This is a genomic window from Streptomyces sp. NPDC102402, from assembly GCF_044765765.1.
Lineage (GTDB): Bacteria > Actinomycetota > Actinomycetes > Streptomycetales > Streptomycetaceae > Streptomyces.
Genome location: NZ_JBIWKR010000001.1, coordinates 1,069,116 through 1,085,472 on the forward strand (window position 1 = coordinate 1,069,116; position 16,357 = coordinate 1,085,472).

The following is a 16,357-nucleotide window of genomic DNA, read 5'->3' on the forward strand; positions in this document are numbered from 1 at the left end:
CCCGTAGCCGCTAAGCGGCGGGCCCCGGGTCATGGGCCTTGGTCACCAGCTCGACGGCGACCTCGAGAGCAGCCTTGCGCTTCTCCTCGGGGTCGCCTTCGGCGTCTCTGAGGGCCATCATCCCGGCGTGCATCGCGAGGAGGGCGCTGAAGCAGCGCACCTGGTCGGTGAGCGGGGCGTCGGGATCCTTGATCAGGTCGACCAGGGCGATGACCCGGTGCTTGATGGTGTGGCCGATGCTCAGATCCCGCACCGTCGCCTGGTTCTCCTGCATGAAGACGAAGAGCGGCTCGGCGGCCCTGAGCGCCTCGCTGTAGCGCACGAGGATCTCCACCTTCGTCTCCAGGGTGCGCGGCTGCTCCTTGCCCCACTCCAGAAGGGCCTCCACGGGCCGGTTCAGGTCCTCGAAGATGCTGACGAGGATGTCTTCCTTCGTCTTGAAGTGGTAGTACAGCGCCGCCTTGGTGACCTGCAGGTTCTCGGCGATCTCGCGGAGCGAGGTCTTCTCGTACCCCTGTTCGGCGAAGAGCTCCAGGGCGACGTCCTGAATGCGCTGGCGGGTGTTGCCCCGGCGCGGCTGCGGCGTGCTGCCCATGCGACTCTCCCAGAACTTACTTGACGACCGGCTAGTTACGGGTCTACTTTCCTCAGTGTAGCCAACTAGCCGGGCGGCAAGTAAGTGCCGGGTCGGCGGCGGACCAGGCATTCAGGGGATCAGGGGAGCACGGCATGACGGACGTGAAGAAGGCGGTGGCCCAGCCGGCCGGACCGCAGGCGCGAAGCGTCAGGGTGGTGGTACTCGCCCTGATGATCACGATGCTGCTGGCCATGCTCGACAACCTGATCGTCGGCACCGCGATGCCGACGATCGTCGGCGATCTGGGCGGCATGGAACATCTGTCCTGGGTGGTCACGGCCTACACCCTGGCCACCGCGGCCTCCACCCCCATCTGGGGCAAGCTCGGCGACCTGTACGGACGCAAGGGAATCTTCCTCACGTCCATCGTGATCTTCCTGATCGGCTCGGTGCTGAGCGGCATGGCCCAGGACATGAGTCAGCTGATCGGATTCCGCGCGGTCCAGGGCCTCGGCGCGGGCGGCCTGATGGTCGGAGTCATGGCCATCCTCGGCGACCTGGTGCCTCCGCGGGAGCGCGGCAAGTACCAGGGCATGATGGCCGGCGTCATGGCGATCGCCATGATCGGCGGGCCCCTGGTGGGCGGCGTGATCACCGACCACCTCGGCTGGCGCTGGAGCTTCTACATCAACCTCCCGCTCGGCGCCGTCGCACTGGCCATGGTCACAGCGGTGCTGCACCTGCCCCGCAAGGAGCGCTCGACGGCGAAGGTCGACTACCTGGGAGCCGCGCTCCTCACCGTGGGCATCACCGCGATCGTCCTGGTCACCACCTGGGGCGGTACGGAGTACGCCTGGGGCTCGGCCGTGATCATGGAGCTCATCGCGCTCGGCGTGGCCTCGCTCGTCGGATTCCTCCTCGTCGAGACGAAGGCCGCCGAACCGATCATGCCGCTGCACATCTTCCGCAGCCGCAACTTCAGCCTCATGTCCGTGATCGGCTTCATGGCGGGCTTCGTGATGTTCGGAGCGGTGCTCTTCCTCCCGCTGTACCAGCAGACGGTCCAGGGAGCGAACGCGACCAACTCCGGACTGCTGCTCCTGCCGATGCTGCTCGCGATGATGATCGTCTCGCTGGTCGCCGGCCGGATCACCACGAGCACCGGCAGGTACAAGGTCTTCCCGATCGTGGGCAGCGTCCTGATGGTCACGGGCCTGTTCCTCCTCTCCACCATGGACACCGGCACGACGCGCTTCACCTCCGGCGTCTACATGGCGGTGCTCGGGGCGGGCATGGGATTCCTGATGCAGATCACGATGCTCGTCGCGCAGAACAGCGTCGAGCTCAAGGACATGGGCGTCGCCTCCTCCGCCACCACCCTCTTCCGCACCCTGGGCAGCTCCTTCGGAGTCGCGATCATGGGCGCCCTGTTCACCGGACGGGTGCAGGACGAGATGGCGGCCCGCGGAGGCGGCGGGGCGACCGCGCGGTCGGCGCAGCTGGACGACGCGAGCCTGCGGCAGCTGCCCGACGCGGTGCGTGACGCCTACGAGTACGCCGTGGCCTCGGGGACGCACATCGCCTTCCTGGTGGGCGGTTCGGTCGCGGTGGTGGCCCTGCTGGCGGCGCTGTTCGTGAAGGAGGTCCCGCTGCGCGGCGCCGCGAAGCCGGAGGCCGGCTCCGACGACCCCGCCGGAAGCGGGTCCGCCGTCACCCCCGGGGCGGCCAAGGAGTCGCAGACCGTCTGAGCGAGCGAGCCCCTGACGCGAGTGGGCCCCGGAGACAGGACGTCTCCGGGGCCCAACCCTTTCCCCGGGGACAGGACGTCTCCGGGGCCCAACCCTTTCCCCGGGGACAGGACGTCTCCGGGGCCCACCCCTTTCCCCGGGCCGTTCACGCCTGCCGCAGCACGGGGAAACTCCCGGTGCTCGTCGGCGCGTGCTCGGGCAGCCACAGCACGGCGACCGCCCCGCCGGTGCCACCGGGACCCCCCGCGGGCCCCGCGTTGCGGAACGTCAGCCTTGCCCCCAGGACCCGCGCCTGGCCCGCGGCGATGGTCAGCCCCAGGCCGTGGCCGCGCCCGGACCGGTCGCTGCTGCCGGTACGGAAGCGGCTCGGCCCCTCCCGCAACAGCGCCTCGGGGAAACCCGGCCCGTGATCGCGGACCCGCACGACCCTGCCCTCGACCGTGACCTCGACCGGACCCGCCCCGTGCTTGGCGGCGTTCCCCAGCAGATTGCCCAGGATGCGCTCCAGCCGCCGCGGATCCGTGGACACCCAGGACTCGTGCACCACCCGTACCGTGATCTCCGGATCCAGCAGCCGCACCCGCCGCCCGACGAATTCGCCCAGGGGCAGCTCCTGGAGCTCCGCCCGCTCCGAGGCGCTGTCCAGCCGTGCCACCTCCAGGACGTCCTCGACCAGCGTCCGCATCGCCTGCGCCCGGTCCCGGACGAGCTCGGTGGGCCGGCCGGGGGGCAGCAGCTCGGCCGCGGTGAGCAGCCCGGTCACCGGGGTACGCAGCTCGTGCGCGATGTCCGCGGTGACCCGGCGCTCCGCCTCGATCCGCTCGTTCAGCGCGTCCGTGAGGGCGTCCACGGCCCTGGCCAGCTCGTCGGTCTCGTCCCGTACGACACCGCCGACGGCCTCCCGTACGCGTACCTCCGTGTTGCCCTGGGCGACCTTGCCGGCCGCGGCCGCCGCCTTGCGCAGTCTCCGGGACAGCTGGCCGCCGATCAGCACCCCCAGCGCGCAGCCCCCGAAGACGACCGAGACCGAACCGATGACCAGGGCGCGGTCGAGGTCGCCCATGACCGTGGCGTTGCGGTCGGCGAACCGGGTGTGCAGCGACAGGACGTCACCGTTGGCCAGGGGCACGGCCGCCCACACGTCGGGCACCCCGTCCTCGTACTCGTCGACGTGGGTGGCCCGCCGGTCGTCCTGGATCCGGCTGCGGAGGCTCGCCGGGAGCGAGGGGTCGTTGATCTTGGAGCCGAACTTCGGCGACGGCTTCTGGGTGTTCGTCGCCTCGTACAGCCGCTGGGCGAAGAGCAGCCGCTCCAGCTGTACCTCGCGCGCGTTCTCCAGCATCGAGACGCGGGCGGCGTTGTGGACGACGAGGCTCAGCGCCAGCGCGATGAGCGCGCCGACGGCGGCGATCGCGATGCTGATCTTCCAGCGGACCCCGGTCCGCAGTGCCAGCCGCCTCATGCGCGGAGCTTGTAGCCGAAGCCGCGGACCGTCTCGATCCGGTCCTGCCCGATCTTGGTCCGCAGCCGCTGTACGTGGACGTCGACGACGCGGGTGTCCCCGCCCCAGCCGTAGTCCCAGACCCGCTCCAGGAGCCTGTCGCGGGAGAGCACCGTGCCGGGCGCCGCGGAGAATTCCAGCAGCAGACGCATCTCGGTCGGTGTCAGGCCCACGTGCGAGCCCTTCCGGCGCACCTCCATGCCCTCGGTGTCGATCTCCACGTCGCCGAAGACCAGCACCCCGCCCGCCTCGGCCGGGGCCCCGGCGGCTCCGCCGGGATCCCCGCCCGCACCGGCGGCGTGGCCGAAGCGGCGCAGCACGGCACGGATGCGGGCGACGAGGACCGCCCCGTCGAACGGCTTGGTGACGTAGTCGTCGGCCCCGGCCTCCAGTCCGAGCACCACGTCGATCGAGTCGGCCCGCGCCGACAGCATGATCACGGGCACGGTCGACTCGTCGCGGATGCGCCGGCACAGACTGACCCCGTCCAGGCCGGGCACCATCACGTCCAGCAGGGCGATGTCGGGACGGTCGGCCCGGAAGGCCTCCAGGCCCAGCAGGCCGTCCGGTACCGCGGTGACCGTGAAGCCCACCCGCTCCAGTGCGAGCTGGGTGGCCTCGCGGATGACGTCGTCGTCCTCGACGAAGAGGACATGGGTGTCGGCCATGCGAGCGGCTCTCAGTTCTGCGTCGGCTGCGGTGCGGGGAGGTCGCCCTCCCCGCTGCCGACGGCCCGGTTGAAGTCGTTGTGCACCCGGTCGGTCTCGCGGAACCGGCCGGAGGCCCACCGGTAGGTCACGACGTCCTCCCCGGAGGGGTACGCGACGGAGTCCTTCGACCCGTAGACCTGTGTCGTCACCACCAGGTCGCCCCGGTCGATGGTGCCGTAGACCGCGGGCACCTCGGCGGCGAAGACGTTCTCGTACCTGCCGTCGGCCCCCTGCCGGTAGGCGTAGGTCCCGACCCCCACCGAATCGCCGCAGGTCATCACGTTGACCACGACATCGGCCGCCGGGCCGTCGGTGAGGGTGCCGTACGAGGTGTCGACCGGGTACTCGTCACCGGTGCAGGGCTTCAGATCGTCCTTGAGCCGGCCGCTGACCTTCGGGTCGCCCTTGACGAGTCTCACCGCGTCGACCCGCGGGGCGGGTTCGGCGGTTCCGGTGGGGGCGGCGCTCGACGGCACGGCGCGGGCGACCTGCTGGGTGGCGGCAGGGCCCTCGTCGCGCGTGCCCGTGCCTCCGGAGGAACAGCCGGCGCACAACAGCCCGAAGGCGGCGAGCCCGGCAACCGCCGCGCCTCCCGCCGCCAGACCGGCCCCGAGTCCCCCGCGGCCGGTGTCCGTGCCCGTTCTGCTGCCCGTCAGGCCGCGCACCGCTCCCGCCCCCGCTCGTCACGACGCCTGTCCCGCTGTGCCGGGACCCGCGCCAGTACCCCCTCGGCCTCATGGCTCCGGGCCGCACGGTCCTCCAGCTCCTGGCGCAGGCGTGCCAGGGCGCGGTGCAGCGTGCTCTTCACCGTACCGGCGGACATGCCGAGCGCCGCGGCCGTCTCCTCCGTGCTCATCTGCTCCCAGTGTCGCAGCACGACGACGCTGCGCTGCTTCGGAGCCAGCACGCCGAGGACGTCCATGAGCAGGGCGCGGTCGGCGCGCTGCTCGGCACCGTCGTCGACGCTCGCCTCGGGGAGCTGCTCGGTGGGGACCTCGTCGAGCCTGCGGGCCCGCCACCACTCCGTACGCGTGTTGATCATGACGCGGCGCAGATACGCGTCGGCGAGGGACTTGTCGGCGATGCCGTCCCAGCGGCCGAGGGTCCGGACCAGGGCGGTCTGCAGCAGGTCCTGCGCGTCCACCGGGTCGGGCACGAGCCGGCGGGCGCTGCGCAGCAGCGCGTCCTGCCGGGTCCGCACGTACTCCTCGAAACCGAGCACCTCGCCCTGCGCCATGACAACCGCCTCCGAACCCCGTGAATCCCCGTGTACCGCCGTCGGCCGGATGGTCCCGTTCGCCGACGCCGGTGACGTTACGGAGGCGTTGTCACGAGGATGTGCGGAGGAGCCGTACGCGGACGCACGGCTGTCCATCGGTTGTGTAACAGCCGCTGGACAGCCGCCCGTCGGTGCGCCGTCAGGTCAGAGGCAGCCGGTACCGGCCGTTCGCCAGGGGCTCGACCAGGCCGTCCGCGACGAGTCCGTCGAGGGCCCGCGCCCGCTGCACGGGCTCGTCCCACACCGCGTCCAGCGCGGACTGCGGCACCGGTGTGATCGCGTCGCGCAGTACGGCGAGCAGCCGCCCCCGCACCTGCCGATCGGTGCCGGCGTAGGTCTGGCCGCGGCGCGGCGGTCCCTGGTGGGCGGGCTTTCCGGCCAGCCGCCAGGCGCACTGTCCGGCGATCGGGCAGCGCGTGCAGTCCTCGTTCTTCGCGGTGCACACGAGTGCGCCGAGTTCCATCGTGGCCGCCGCCCAGCGGGCGGCGCGCTCGTCCTCCTCGGGGAGCAGCGCGCGGGCGAGTTTGCGCTCGGCCGCGGTGGTGGCGTTCGGCGGGTACTGGATGCCGGTGGAGGCCCGGGCGAACACCCTGCGGACGTTCGTGTCGAGCACGGCATGGCGCTGCCCGTACGCGAACGAGGCCACGGCCGCGGCCGTGTACTCCCCGATCCCGGGCAGTGCGAGCAACTGGCCGTGCTCGCTCGGCACGTCGCCCCCGTGGCGTTCCGTTATCGCCTGCGCCGCCCCGTGCAGCCGGAGCGCGCGCCGCGGATAGCCGAGCCGGCCCCAGGCGCGGACCGCTTCGCCCGGTGCGTCGGCGGCCAGGTCCGCGGGGCGCGGCCAGCGGGCCACCCACTGTTCGTAGACCGGGAGGACCCGGTTCACGGGGGTCTGCTGCAGCATGAACTCGCTCACCATCACACCCCAGGCACCCGCTTCGGGGCGGCGCCAGGGCAGGTCGCGGGCATGCTGCTCGAACCACCCGATGACGGGGGTGTGGAGGGAGTCGGGGGGCGTCTGTGTCGAAGTCGTGGCAGTCATCGCACCTACGATCCTGGCACGGAAGAGGAGTCATCGCGCACGGCTGCGGGGGTGTCGGCCCCGCCGGAGGCCCAGGGGGTGATAACGCCACCCGTTCTGTCCCTTCGTACGGGGCGGACGATGTCCGAGCCGGCGCAAAAGGGCTGGAAGCGACCGTGAACGGCCTCTCCATGATGATGATCCGGAAAACTTGTCGATCAGAGCGGCGGTTGGGGGCCGGAGTTGGCCTGGATCTCTCGTAGAGTTCGGGCCGTGGGATCTATGCGCAATCCGGTCGGGCCGCTTCCCTCCAGCATCTACTGGCGTCGGAGATCAGTGGCGGTGCTGGTGATCGCGCTGCTCGCGGCCGTGATCGCGTGGGCCGTCACCTCCGGGGGCGGCAGCGGCGGCGGGAAGGACGACGGGAAGCCCGGGGAATCCGCTCCCCCTCCGTCCATCACCCCCGGGCCCTCGAGCTCCGGCCCGGTCGTCGGCCAACCACCCGGCGGGCGTGATGAGTCGGACGGACCCGGCGGTGGTTCGGACGCGGGCTCCGGGGGAGCCGGCGGGGACGCCGGGACGGACGGCACGGGTGGATCGGGCACCACGGGAGCAGGCGGCTCCGCCTCGTCCGGCGCGGGCACGAGCGTGGGCCCGGGCGGCGGTGGATCGGGCGGCCAGCAGGTCCCGGCCGGCTCATCCCTCCCCAACTGCGCTCCCCCCGCGCTCCAGTTGAGCTTGAAGACGGACCTCAGCTTCGGACCCGACGACAAGCCCGAGTTCCGGCTGAGCGCCAGGAACACCTCGGCTGCCGACTGCAAGGCCGACTTCGGCCCGAAGAGCGCCGTGCTCACCATCACCGAAGCCGGTGAGGAGGACGAGCAGGTGTGGTCCTCCAAGGACTGCCCGAAGGGCGGCGCCTTCTTCCTGAGGATCCCGGCGGGAGCCACGGTCGTCCACACCGTGGAGTGGAACCGCAAGGAGAGCGCACCCCGGTGCGCGACGCCGTCGGCCGGCACCGCCGCCCCGGGGACGTACCTGCTGGAGGCGAAGGTCCCGGGCGAGACCGTCCAGCGGGCCTCGTTCGTCCTGGCCAAGGACTGACCGCGACGGCCGGGAGGCCCCGCCGGACATCCGTGTCCGGCGGGGCCTCCCGGCCGTCGCGTGCGGAGAGTCAGGGCCTCCGGGGAGTGCCCCGACGGGTCGCGCCGAGGTGATACCTCACACGTACCGCTCGAGAATCGACGACTCCGCCAGCCGCGAGAGCCCCTCGCGCACGCTCCGGGCCCGGGCCTCGCCGACGCCGTCCACGGCCTGGAGGTCGTCCACGCTCGCGGCGAGCAGCTTCTGCAGGCCGCCGAAGTGCTCCACCAGCCGCTCGATGATCGCCCCGGGCAGCCGTGGCACCTTCGCCAGCAGCCGGAAGCCCCGGGGAGAGACCGCCGAGTCGAGTGTCTCGGGTGAGCCGCTGTAGCCCAGCGCCCTCGCGACCACGGGCAGTTCGAGCAGCTCGGTGTGGGTGAGCGTGTCCAGCTCGGCCAGCGCCTCCGTCACGGTGCGGGACCGCTTCGCGGTCGGCTCGGGGACGTAGTCGCGTACGACCAGCTCCCGCTCCGGCTCCACGCCGGCGATCAACTCGTCGAGCTGGAGCGACAGGAGGCGGCCGTCGGTGCCCAGCTCCACCACGTACTCGGCGATCTCGGTGGCGATCCGGCGCACCATCTCCAGCCGCTGGGAGACCGCCGTCACGTCCCGGACCGTCACCAGGTCCTCGATCTCCAGCGCGGAGAGGGTCCCGGCGACCTCGTCGAGCCGGAGCTTGTACCGCTCCAGGGTGGCGAGTGCCTGGTTGGCGCGGGACAGGATCGCGGAGGACTCCTCCAGGACCCGCCGCTCCCCGTCCACGTACAGCGCGATCAGGCGCATGGACTGGGAGACCGAGACCACCGGGAAGCCGCACGCCTTGGAGACCCGGTCCGCCGTGCGGTGACGGGTGCCCGTCTCCTCGGTGGGGATGGAGGCGTCCGGGACCAGCTGCACACCCGCCCGGAGGATCTTGGTCATGTCCTTGTCGAGGATCATCGCGCCGTCCAGCTTGCACAGTTCGCGCAGGCGCGTCGCGGCGAAATCCACGTCGAGCACGAAACCGCCGGTGCACATGGATTCGACGGTTCTGTCCATGCCGAGGACGATCAGCCCGCCGGTGTTGCCGCGGAGGATGCGCTCCAGGCCGTCGCGGAGGGCCGTTCCAGGCGCGACCGCGCTCAACGAGGCGCGCATCAGCGCCTCGTTCCCCGTGCCTTGGCCGGACTTTCCGGGCGATGCTGCCCGGTCGTTGGCTGCCACTGCACTCCTCCGGTCACAGGTCGGCGGTGCCCTTGCGTCCCTCGTACCGTTCGTACGGGCGGGCGAGACCAGGGCAAAGTCTACCGGCGTGCGCCGTCCTCCTGTGGTCCGTCCGGCCGAGTGCGGCGGGGAAGGACTCTCAGGGCGTCGCCCATGTCAGCCACTTCTGTGACCTTCATACCGGCCGGGACCTGTCCCGGGTCCCTGGGGACCAGGGCGTGCTTGAACCCGAGACGGTACGCCTCCGCCAGCCTGCGCTGGACCCCCGTCACCCTTCTGACCTCCCCGGCGAGACCCACCTCACCGATCGCGACCAGGTTCTTCGGGAGCGGTGTGTCGCTGGCCGCACTGGCCAGGGCCAGGGCGATCGCGAGGTCAGCGGCCGGTTCCGTGAGCTTCACGCCGCCCACGGTCGCACTGTAGATGTCCCGCTTGCCGAGCGCGCTGATCCGGCCGCGCTGTTCCAGGACGGCCAGCATCATCGACACCCGGGAGGTCTCCAGGCCCGAGGTGGTGCGCCGGGGGGAGGGGATCTGCGAGTCGACCGTCAGCGCCTGGACCTCGGCGACCAGCGGACGCTTGCCCTCCAGGGTGACCGTGAGGCAGGTGCCGGGAACCGGCTCGTCACGGCGGGTCAGGAAGAGTCCCGAGGGGTCGGCGAGCCCGGTGATGCCCTCGTCGTGCAGCTCGAAGCAGCCGACCTCGTCCGTGGCTCCGTAGCGGTTCTTGACGCCGCGCACGAGACGGAGGCGTGCGTGCCGGTCGCCCTCGAAGGACAGCACCACGTCGACCAGGTGCTCCAGGAGCCGCGGCCCGGCGATTGCGCCGTCCTTGGTCACATGGCCGACCAGGAGCGTCGACATACCGCGCTCCTTCGAGGCCCGGATGAGCGCTCCCGCGACCTCGCGCACCTGCGCCATGCCGCCGGGCGCGCCGTCGATCTCCGGCGAGGCGACGGTCTGCACGGAGTCGAGGACGAGGAGGGAGGGCTTGACCGCGTCCAGATGCCCCAGGACGGCGGAGAGGTCGGTCTCGGCGGCCAGGTACAGGTGATCGTTGATCGCGTTGATCCGGTCGGCCCGCATCCGCACCTGGCTGGCGGACTCCTCGGCCGTGACGTAGAGGGTGCGGTGGTCGTCGCTCGCGGCCTTGGCCGCCACGTCCAGCAGGAGCGTCGACTTGCCGACGCCGGGCTCGCCCGCGAGCAGCACCACGGCTCCGGGCACCAGCCCTCCGCCGAGCACCCGGTCCAGCTCGCCGACCCCGGTCGAGCGCGCGGTGGCCTGCCGGCTGTCGACCTGGCCGATGGGCAGGGCGGCGGTGGAGACACGGCCCGCCGCCGTCGTACGGACCGCGGGGGCGCCGCCGAACTCCTCGACCGTCCCCCACGCCTGGCACTCCGGGCAGCGGCCGAGCCATTTGGCGGTCGTCCAGCCGCACTCGGTGCAACGGTAGGACGGCCGGTCCTTCGCGGATTTCGTACGGGCAGCCATGGCGTCACCGTATAGGTGAGCTCTGACAGCACCGGTCGCGGGCACGGGGATCGAACGCGCGGGCGATGCGGCATTTCCGTCGGAATGCGGGATTCCTGTCTCCTTTCGAGGGGGAGTGTCACCCATAAGGATTAAATGTAGGAAAGTGCTGCAAGGGCTCCACCCGCGTCTGCCTACGGTCGCCCCGTGATGAGCAGCAGGCTGGAGACTCCCACGCACACCACCGGCGCACACCGGGCGCACCGCCGCGAGGCCCGGTCTGCGGCGCGGCGCTCGCCCGCACTCGACGAGCCCTACCTCGACGGCCTGTTCACCTACTGTCTCTCCGTGCTCTGCGACCACGAGGCGGCCACCGAGGCGCTCGGATCGGTCCTGGCGATCGCCGAACGCCAGGACGCCCGGTGCCCCCGGGCCGAGGAGGAACGTAAATCCTGGCTGTACGCCCTGGCCCGGTGGACGTGCCTGCGGGCGCTCACCGCGCAGGGGCGGGGCCGTCAGGCGCACCGGCGCACGCCCGCCCGGGGCGCCGCGCCGCACGAGGCGGACCGGGCGGTGGGCACCAGGGGGACGCCGGAGGAGGCATCCTCCGGCCCAGGCGGTTCCCCGGAGTCCCCGGCGGCCGAAGCGCATCGGCGGGAACTCGCCCGGCTGGCCTGGCCCGAGGCCGCCGGCACCACCCCGGAGCAGCGTGAGGCGCTGGAGCTCGCCGTGCGCCACGGGCTCACCCCGCGGGCCGTCGCCGCGGTCCTCGGCCTCGATCCCGGAAGCGCCCGGGAACTGCTGGCCGGCGCGGCCTGCGAAGTGGAACGGACCCGGGCGGCCCTCGCCGTCGTCGAGACGGGGAACTGCCCCGCCGTCGCCCGGCTCACCGGCTCCCCCCGGATGCTGCTCTCGGCCGCCCTGCGCCGGGAGCTCGTCCGGCACGTCGACGACTGCCCCCGCTGCCGCCGCGCCGCCGAGCGGTCCGGCGCCTCCGGGCCGTGGCCGGGTGCGGCCGTCACCCCGGCCGCGGCCCTGCCGGTCGTCGAGGCGCCGCGTCCCTCCGTGCGCGTCGCCCTGACGCATGCCAGGCGGTCCCGGTCCGGTGCCCCGCGCTTCGGCCGGACGGGCTTCCCGCTGGACCCCAAGGACCATGCCGCGCGCCGGGACAGACTCCGTGCCCGGGTCGTGACGACGACGGTCGTGGCGACGGTCGTCGCCGCCCCGGTGATCGCCCTGTGGGCCGCCTACCGGGGCGCACCGCTGACCGGGGAGGGCCGGGACACCTCGGTCACCGCCACGGAGCTGGACGGCGAGCCGGGCCGCGACGGCGATCCGTACGACCACTACGAGAACGCCGGCAACGCCGGCCCCGACGGCGACGACACCTTCACGGACGGCGTCCGGAGCCCGGACGTGTCGGCCGAGGTCGTCAGCGTGGGCCCGGGCCCCGGCGGGGACGCGCTCGCGGTGTCGGCCCGTCCGGACACCTCGGGCGGCCGTACGGCGATCACCCTGACGGCGACCGGCGACGAAGCCGTCGCCTGGTCGGCCCGGGCCGACGCCCCGTGGCTGCGCCTCAGCCGTTCGTCAGGCACTCTCGCCCCCGGCCGGAGCGTCGTACTCCACGTCTTCGTGGACCACAGGGCCGAGCCGCGGGGCCCGTGGAGCGCCCGCGTCGTGCTCACCCCGTCGGGATCCGCGGTCGCGATCACCGGCTCCGGCGTCACGGCCCCACGCCCCGGAGGCCCGGCCCCGTCACCGGATCCGTCGTCCGGACCCCCGAGCCCCACGCCGTCCTCCCCGGCCCCGTCCCCGTCCCCGTCGACGGAGGAGCCGACGCCGGACCCCACGGAGCCCACCGGATCACCGGACCCGACGCCCACGCCGACGGACTCCCCGGACCCCACGCCGTCTCCGACGGAGGGGACCACCGGCCCCGGCCCGTCGCCGGGCCCGACGACGGCCTCCGGCGAGGCGTCCGTCCCGGCAGGCTGACGCGGAACGGCGGCCCGGTGTGCGGCGGAACGTTTGTCCGCCGCGCACCGGGCCGCCGTCAGGAGCCGGGCCGCTCCGAGGTCCCGCATCCGAGGCCTCCTCCGAGGCCCCGGTCAGAGGACCCGCCTCAGGCAGGGTCGGCCGGGTGAGGGGCCATCGGCAGCAGCGCCGCCAGCCGCTGCTCGCACAGCTCGGCCAGCCGGCCGTACGCCTCCTCGCCCATCATCTCGGTGAGCTCGGGGCGGTAGGACACGTAGACCGGTTCGCCGGCCCCGTGCGCCGAGGTCGCCGACGTGCACCACCAGTGCAGGTCGTGACCGCCCGGGCCCCAGCCGCGGCGGTCGTACTCACCGATGGAGATCTGGAGCACGCGTGTGTCGTCGGGCCGCTCGATCCAGTCGTACGTCCTGCGGACAGGCAGCTGCCAGCACACGTCGGGCTTGGTCTCCAGCGGCTCCTTGCCCTCCCGGAGCGCCAGGATGTGCAGCGAGCAGCCCGCGCCGCCCGCGAAACCGGGGCGGTTCTGGAAGATGCAGGAGCCCTCCCAGCGGCGCGTCTGGCGCTCGCCGTCCTCGTCGACACCGACCCAGCCCGTCTTGGTGCCGACGTCGTGGAACTGCCAGAGGTCCGGTGTGAGCCGTGCGACGTGCCCGGCGACCCGCTTCTCGTCGTCCTTGTCCGAGAAGTGCGCGCCCAGCGTGCAGCAGCCGTCGTCCGCGCGGCCCGCCTGGATGCCCTGGCAGCCGCTGCCGAAGATGCAGGACCACCTGGAGGTGAGCCAGGTCAGATCGCAGCGGAAGATCTGCTCGTCGTCGGCGGGGTCGGCGAATTCGACCCAGGCCCGCGCGAAGTCGAGCCCCTTCTCGTCGGGCCCGTCCGGCCCTGCTGCTGCTCCCGGCCGATGCGTCTCCTGGTTCGTCTTCTGCTGCTTCTTCGTGGCTTTGTCCGGCTTCGCCTTTTTCGTCTTTGGCACGTGCCCAGAGTAAGCCGCAGTAGCGTTCCCGTATGAGACTCGGAGTCCTCGACGTGGGGTCGAACACGGTGCATCTGCTGGTGGTCGACGCGCACCCCGGTGCGCGTCCGCAGCCCGCGCACTCGCACAAGGCGGAACTGCGGCTCGCCGAACTCCTCGATCCGGACGGGGCGATCGGCCCCGAAGGTGTGGACCGGCTGGTGACGACGGTCGCCGACGCCCTCCAGGCGGCCGAGGACAAGGGCTGCGAGGACGTGCTCGCCTTCGCCACCTCCGCCGTGCGCGAGGCCGGCAACGCGGACCAGGTACTGGCGCGCGTGCGGGACGAGACCGGTGTCGCCCTCGCCGTCCTCAGCGGGGAGGAGGAGGCCCGGCTGACCTTCCTCGCCGCGCGCCGCTGGTTCGGCTGGTCGGCCGGGAAGCTGCTGGTCCTGGACATCGGCGGCGGTTCGCTGGAGGTCGGGTACGGGATGGACGAGGAGCCCGACGCCGCGGTGTCGCTGCCGTTCGGTGCCGGACGCCTCACCGCCGGCTGGCTGCCGGGCGACCCGCCCGACGCGGCGGACGTGCGGGCGCTCCGCCGTCATGTCCGCGCCGGTATCGCCCGGACCGTCGGCGAGTTCACCCGCCTCGGGCCGCCCGACCACGTCGTGGGGACCTCCAAGACGTTCCGGCAGCTCGCCAGGATCTCGGGCGCCGCCCGTTCCGCCGAGGGGCTGTACGTGCAGCGGGTCCTCACCCGCAAGGCCCTGGAGGAGTGGGTGCCGAAGCTGTCGGCGATGACCGTCGAGCAGCGCGGGAATCTGCCGGGGGTCACGGAGGGGCGCGCCGGGCAGCTCCTCGCGGGGGCGCTCGTGGCCGAGGGGGCGATGGACCTCCTGGGGGTCGAGGAGCTGGAGATCTGCCCCTGGGCACTGCGGGAGGGTGTCATCCTGCGCCGCCTCGACCACCTGCCGGCACAGCAGGCGGCCCTGGCCTGACCACGCGGCGGGCCGGCATGGGCCTTCTCACTTTCAGCCGGGGTCCCTCGGTGACGCGTGGCGCTGCCCGTACCCTGTCCACGTGGCAGAACCAGTGGTGCGCATCCCGGATGCGAAGGTCGCCCTGTCGACGGCCTCCGTCTATCCGGAGTCGACGGCGACGGCCTTCGAGATCGCCGCACGCCTGGGCTACGACGGTGTCGAGGTCATGGTCTGGACCGATCCGGTCAGCCAGGACGTCGAGGCGCTGAAGCGTCTCTCGGACTACCACCAGGTCCCGATCCTGGCCGTGCACGCGCCCTGTCTGCTGATCACCCAGCGGGTCTGGTCCACCGACCCGTGGGTGAAGCTCCAGCGGGCCAGGGCGGCGGCGGAGAAGCTCGGCGCCTCGACGGTGGTCGTCCATCCGCCGTTCCGGTGGCAGCGCAACTACGCCCGCGACTTCGTCTCCGGCATCTGGCGCATGGCGGACGAGACCGACGTGCGCTTCGCGGTGGAGAACATGTACCCGTGGCGCTACCGGGACCGCGAGATGCTCGCGTACGCCCCCGCCTGGGACGTCAGCAACGACGACTACCGCCACTTCACCGTGGACCTCTCGCACACCTCGACCGCGCGCACCGACAGCCTCGCGATGGTGGACCGGATGGGCGACCGGCTCGCCCACGTCCACCTCGCCGACGGCAAGGGCTCCGGCAAGGACGAGCACCTGGTGCCCGGCCGGGGCGACCAGCCCTGCGCGGAACTGCTGGAGCGACTGGCCCGTACCGGCTTCGACGGCCATGTGGTCATCGAGGTCAACACCCGCCGCGCCATGTCGTCGGCCGAACGCGAGGCCGACCTCGCGGAAGCGCTCGCCTACACCCGGCTCCATCTGGCGTCCTCGGCGCGGGCGCCCCGCCCGTGACCCCCGGCGCGGACGGCCCCGCCCCCCGGCGGAGGGGCCGGCCCTCCCGCACGGCGGGCGCCACCGGCCCGGACGCCAGGACCCGCATCCTGGAGGCGGCCCGCACGGAGTTCGCCCGCCGTGGCTACGACAAGACGTCGGTCCGGGGCATCGCCAAGGAGGCGGACGTCGACGCCGCCCTGGTCCACCACTACTTCGGCACGAAGGACGAGGTCTTCGCCGCGGCGGTCGAGGTCTCCTTCGAGCCGACCCTCGTGATCCCGGAGATCCTCGAAGGACCCCCGGAGGACATGGGGGAGCGGCTGGCCCGGTACTTCATCGGCGTGTGGGAGAACCCGGTGACGCGGGCGCCGCTGCTGGCGATCGTCCGCTCGGCGCTCACGCACGAGGCGGCGGCGAAGGCGCTGCGCGGCTTCGTGCTGCGCAGGCTGCTGGAGCGGATCGCGGCGGGGGTGGACGTGCCGGACCCGACGCTCCGCGCGGAACTGGCCGCCTCGCACATGATCGGAATCGCGATCCTGCGGTACGTGATCCAGGCGGAGCCGCTCGCCTCGGAGGATTCGGAGAAGATCGTCGCCATGGTGGCGCCGACCCTCCAGAGGTACCTCGCCGACCGGTGAGCGGACAGAGGGTTTTGCTTCCGCGACGGGCGTCGCGGTTGCTTCACAGCGATGTCGCGGAACGGTCCCAGGCACGGCCAGGAGGGATTCCTGGTGGTTGTCTGTGCGCAACGAGTGAGCCGTCGATACGGATCGCGAACGACAACAGCGGGGGAGCCGGACCGTGACGACCCGGAGTGGACAGAGAACGGACGGCGGCGCTGCGGCGCCTTCGCGCAGACGGCT

15 protein-coding genes are annotated in these 16,357 nt (G+C 72.4%); 6 read left to right on the forward strand and 9 right to left on the reverse strand.

Annotation, left to right across the window (positions count from 1 at the left end):
- Positions 1–10 precede the first annotated feature (10 nt).
- Complete coding sequence (locus ACIRJR_RS04625) at positions 11–595, reverse strand: TetR/AcrR family transcriptional regulator (RefSeq protein ID WP_403773668.1); 585 nt, start codon at positions 593–595, stop codon at positions 11–13.
- 134 nt (positions 596–729) lie between these two features.
- On the opposite strand from ACIRJR_RS04625, the gene ACIRJR_RS04630 reads away from it, so the two are divergent.
- Positions 730–2,325 carry an MDR family MFS transporter gene (locus ACIRJR_RS04630; RefSeq protein ID WP_403773671.1) on the forward strand — a complete coding sequence of 532 codons (1,596 nt, stop codon included), beginning with the start codon at positions 730–732 and terminating at the stop codon, positions 2,323–2,325.
- 145 nt (positions 2,326–2,470) lie between these two features.
- Here ACIRJR_RS04630 and cseC read toward each other — a convergent pair whose 3' ends face one another.
- The 5 genes from cseC to ACIRJR_RS04655 all read right to left on the reverse strand — a co-directional run bounded on the left by cseC (position 2,471) and on the right by ACIRJR_RS04655 (position 6,857).
- A complete protein-coding gene (gene cseC / locus ACIRJR_RS04635; protein ID WP_403773674.1) occupies positions 2,471–3,787 on the reverse strand; it encodes a two-component system sensor histidine kinase CseC in 1,317 nt (438 codons plus the stop codon).
- Positions 3,784–4,494, reverse strand: a complete 711-nt coding sequence (gene cseB / locus ACIRJR_RS04640; RefSeq protein ID WP_403773677.1) for a two-component system response regulator CseB — start codon at positions 4,492–4,494, stop codon at positions 3,784–3,786. The genes cseC and cseB overlap by 4 nt, the downstream gene beginning before the upstream one ends.
- Positions 4,495–4,505: 11 nt before the next feature.
- Positions 4,506–5,201, reverse strand: coding sequence for a hypothetical protein (locus ACIRJR_RS04645; protein ID WP_403773680.1), 696 nt, complete (start codon positions 5,199–5,201; stop codon positions 4,506–4,508).
- Positions 5,189–5,773 (reverse strand): SigE family RNA polymerase sigma factor, encoded by a 585-nt coding sequence (locus tag ACIRJR_RS04650; RefSeq protein ID WP_403773683.1) that lies wholly within the window; start codon positions 5,771–5,773, stop codon positions 5,189–5,191. Before ACIRJR_RS04650 ends, ACIRJR_RS04645 begins: the two co-directional genes overlap by 13 nt.
- Before the next feature lie 181 nt (positions 5,774–5,954).
- Positions 5,955–6,857 (reverse strand): A/G-specific adenine glycosylase, encoded by a 903-nt coding sequence (locus tag ACIRJR_RS04655; protein WP_403773686.1) that lies wholly within the window; start codon positions 6,855–6,857, stop codon positions 5,955–5,957.
- Positions 6,858–7,118: 261 nt separating this feature from the next.
- Between ACIRJR_RS04655 and ACIRJR_RS04660 the strand changes: the two genes are divergently transcribed.
- A complete protein-coding gene (locus tag ACIRJR_RS04660) occupies positions 7,119–7,940 on the forward strand; it encodes a hypothetical protein (RefSeq protein WP_403773833.1) in 822 nt (273 codons plus the stop codon).
- A gap of 117 nt (positions 7,941–8,057) precedes the next feature.
- On the opposite strand, the gene disA is transcribed toward ACIRJR_RS04660, so the two are convergent.
- Together disA and radA are read right to left on the reverse strand one after the other, a co-directional pair.
- The gene (disA, locus tag ACIRJR_RS04665; protein ID WP_403773689.1) at positions 8,058–9,182 is read right to left on the reverse strand and encodes a DNA integrity scanning diadenylate cyclase DisA; all 1,125 of its coding nucleotides are present in this window, start codon (positions 9,180–9,182) and stop codon (positions 8,058–8,060) included.
- An 80-nt stretch (positions 9,183–9,262) separates the two neighbouring features.
- Entirely contained in the window at positions 9,263–10,675 is a 1,413-nt protein-coding gene (gene radA / locus ACIRJR_RS04670; protein ID WP_403773692.1) for a DNA repair protein RadA, read from the reverse strand.
- 189 nt (positions 10,676–10,864) lie between these two features.
- Between radA and ACIRJR_RS04675 the strand changes: the two genes are divergently transcribed.
- Positions 10,865–12,652: a hypothetical protein gene (locus ACIRJR_RS04675; protein ID WP_403773836.1), complete on the forward strand. Its 1,788-nt coding sequence runs from the start codon at positions 10,865–10,867 to the stop codon at positions 12,650–12,652.
- A 127-nt stretch (positions 12,653–12,779) separates the two neighbouring features.
- Here ACIRJR_RS04675 and ACIRJR_RS04680 read toward each other — a convergent pair whose 3' ends face one another.
- Positions 12,780–13,625 (reverse strand): hypothetical protein, encoded by an 846-nt coding sequence (locus tag ACIRJR_RS04680; protein WP_403773694.1) that lies wholly within the window; start codon positions 13,623–13,625, stop codon positions 12,780–12,782.
- Positions 13,626–13,657: 32 nt separating this feature from the next.
- Between ACIRJR_RS04680 and ACIRJR_RS04685 the strand changes: the two genes are divergently transcribed.
- From ACIRJR_RS04685 to ACIRJR_RS04695, 3 genes are all read left to right on the forward strand, one after another.
- Positions 13,658–14,605, forward strand: coding sequence for a Ppx/GppA family phosphatase (locus ACIRJR_RS04685; protein ID WP_403773696.1), 948 nt, complete (start codon positions 13,658–13,660; stop codon positions 14,603–14,605).
- Positions 14,606–14,699: 94 nt separating this feature from the next.
- Complete coding sequence (locus tag ACIRJR_RS04690) at positions 14,700–15,512, forward strand: sugar phosphate isomerase/epimerase family protein (protein ID WP_403773839.1); 813 nt, start codon at positions 14,700–14,702, stop codon at positions 15,510–15,512.
- Positions 15,509–16,132, forward strand: a complete 624-nt coding sequence (locus tag ACIRJR_RS04695; protein ID WP_403773698.1) for a TetR family transcriptional regulator — start codon at positions 15,509–15,511, stop codon at positions 16,130–16,132. Before ACIRJR_RS04690 ends, ACIRJR_RS04695 begins: the two co-directional genes overlap by 4 nt.
- The last annotated feature ends 225 nt before the right edge of the window (positions 16,133–16,357 follow it).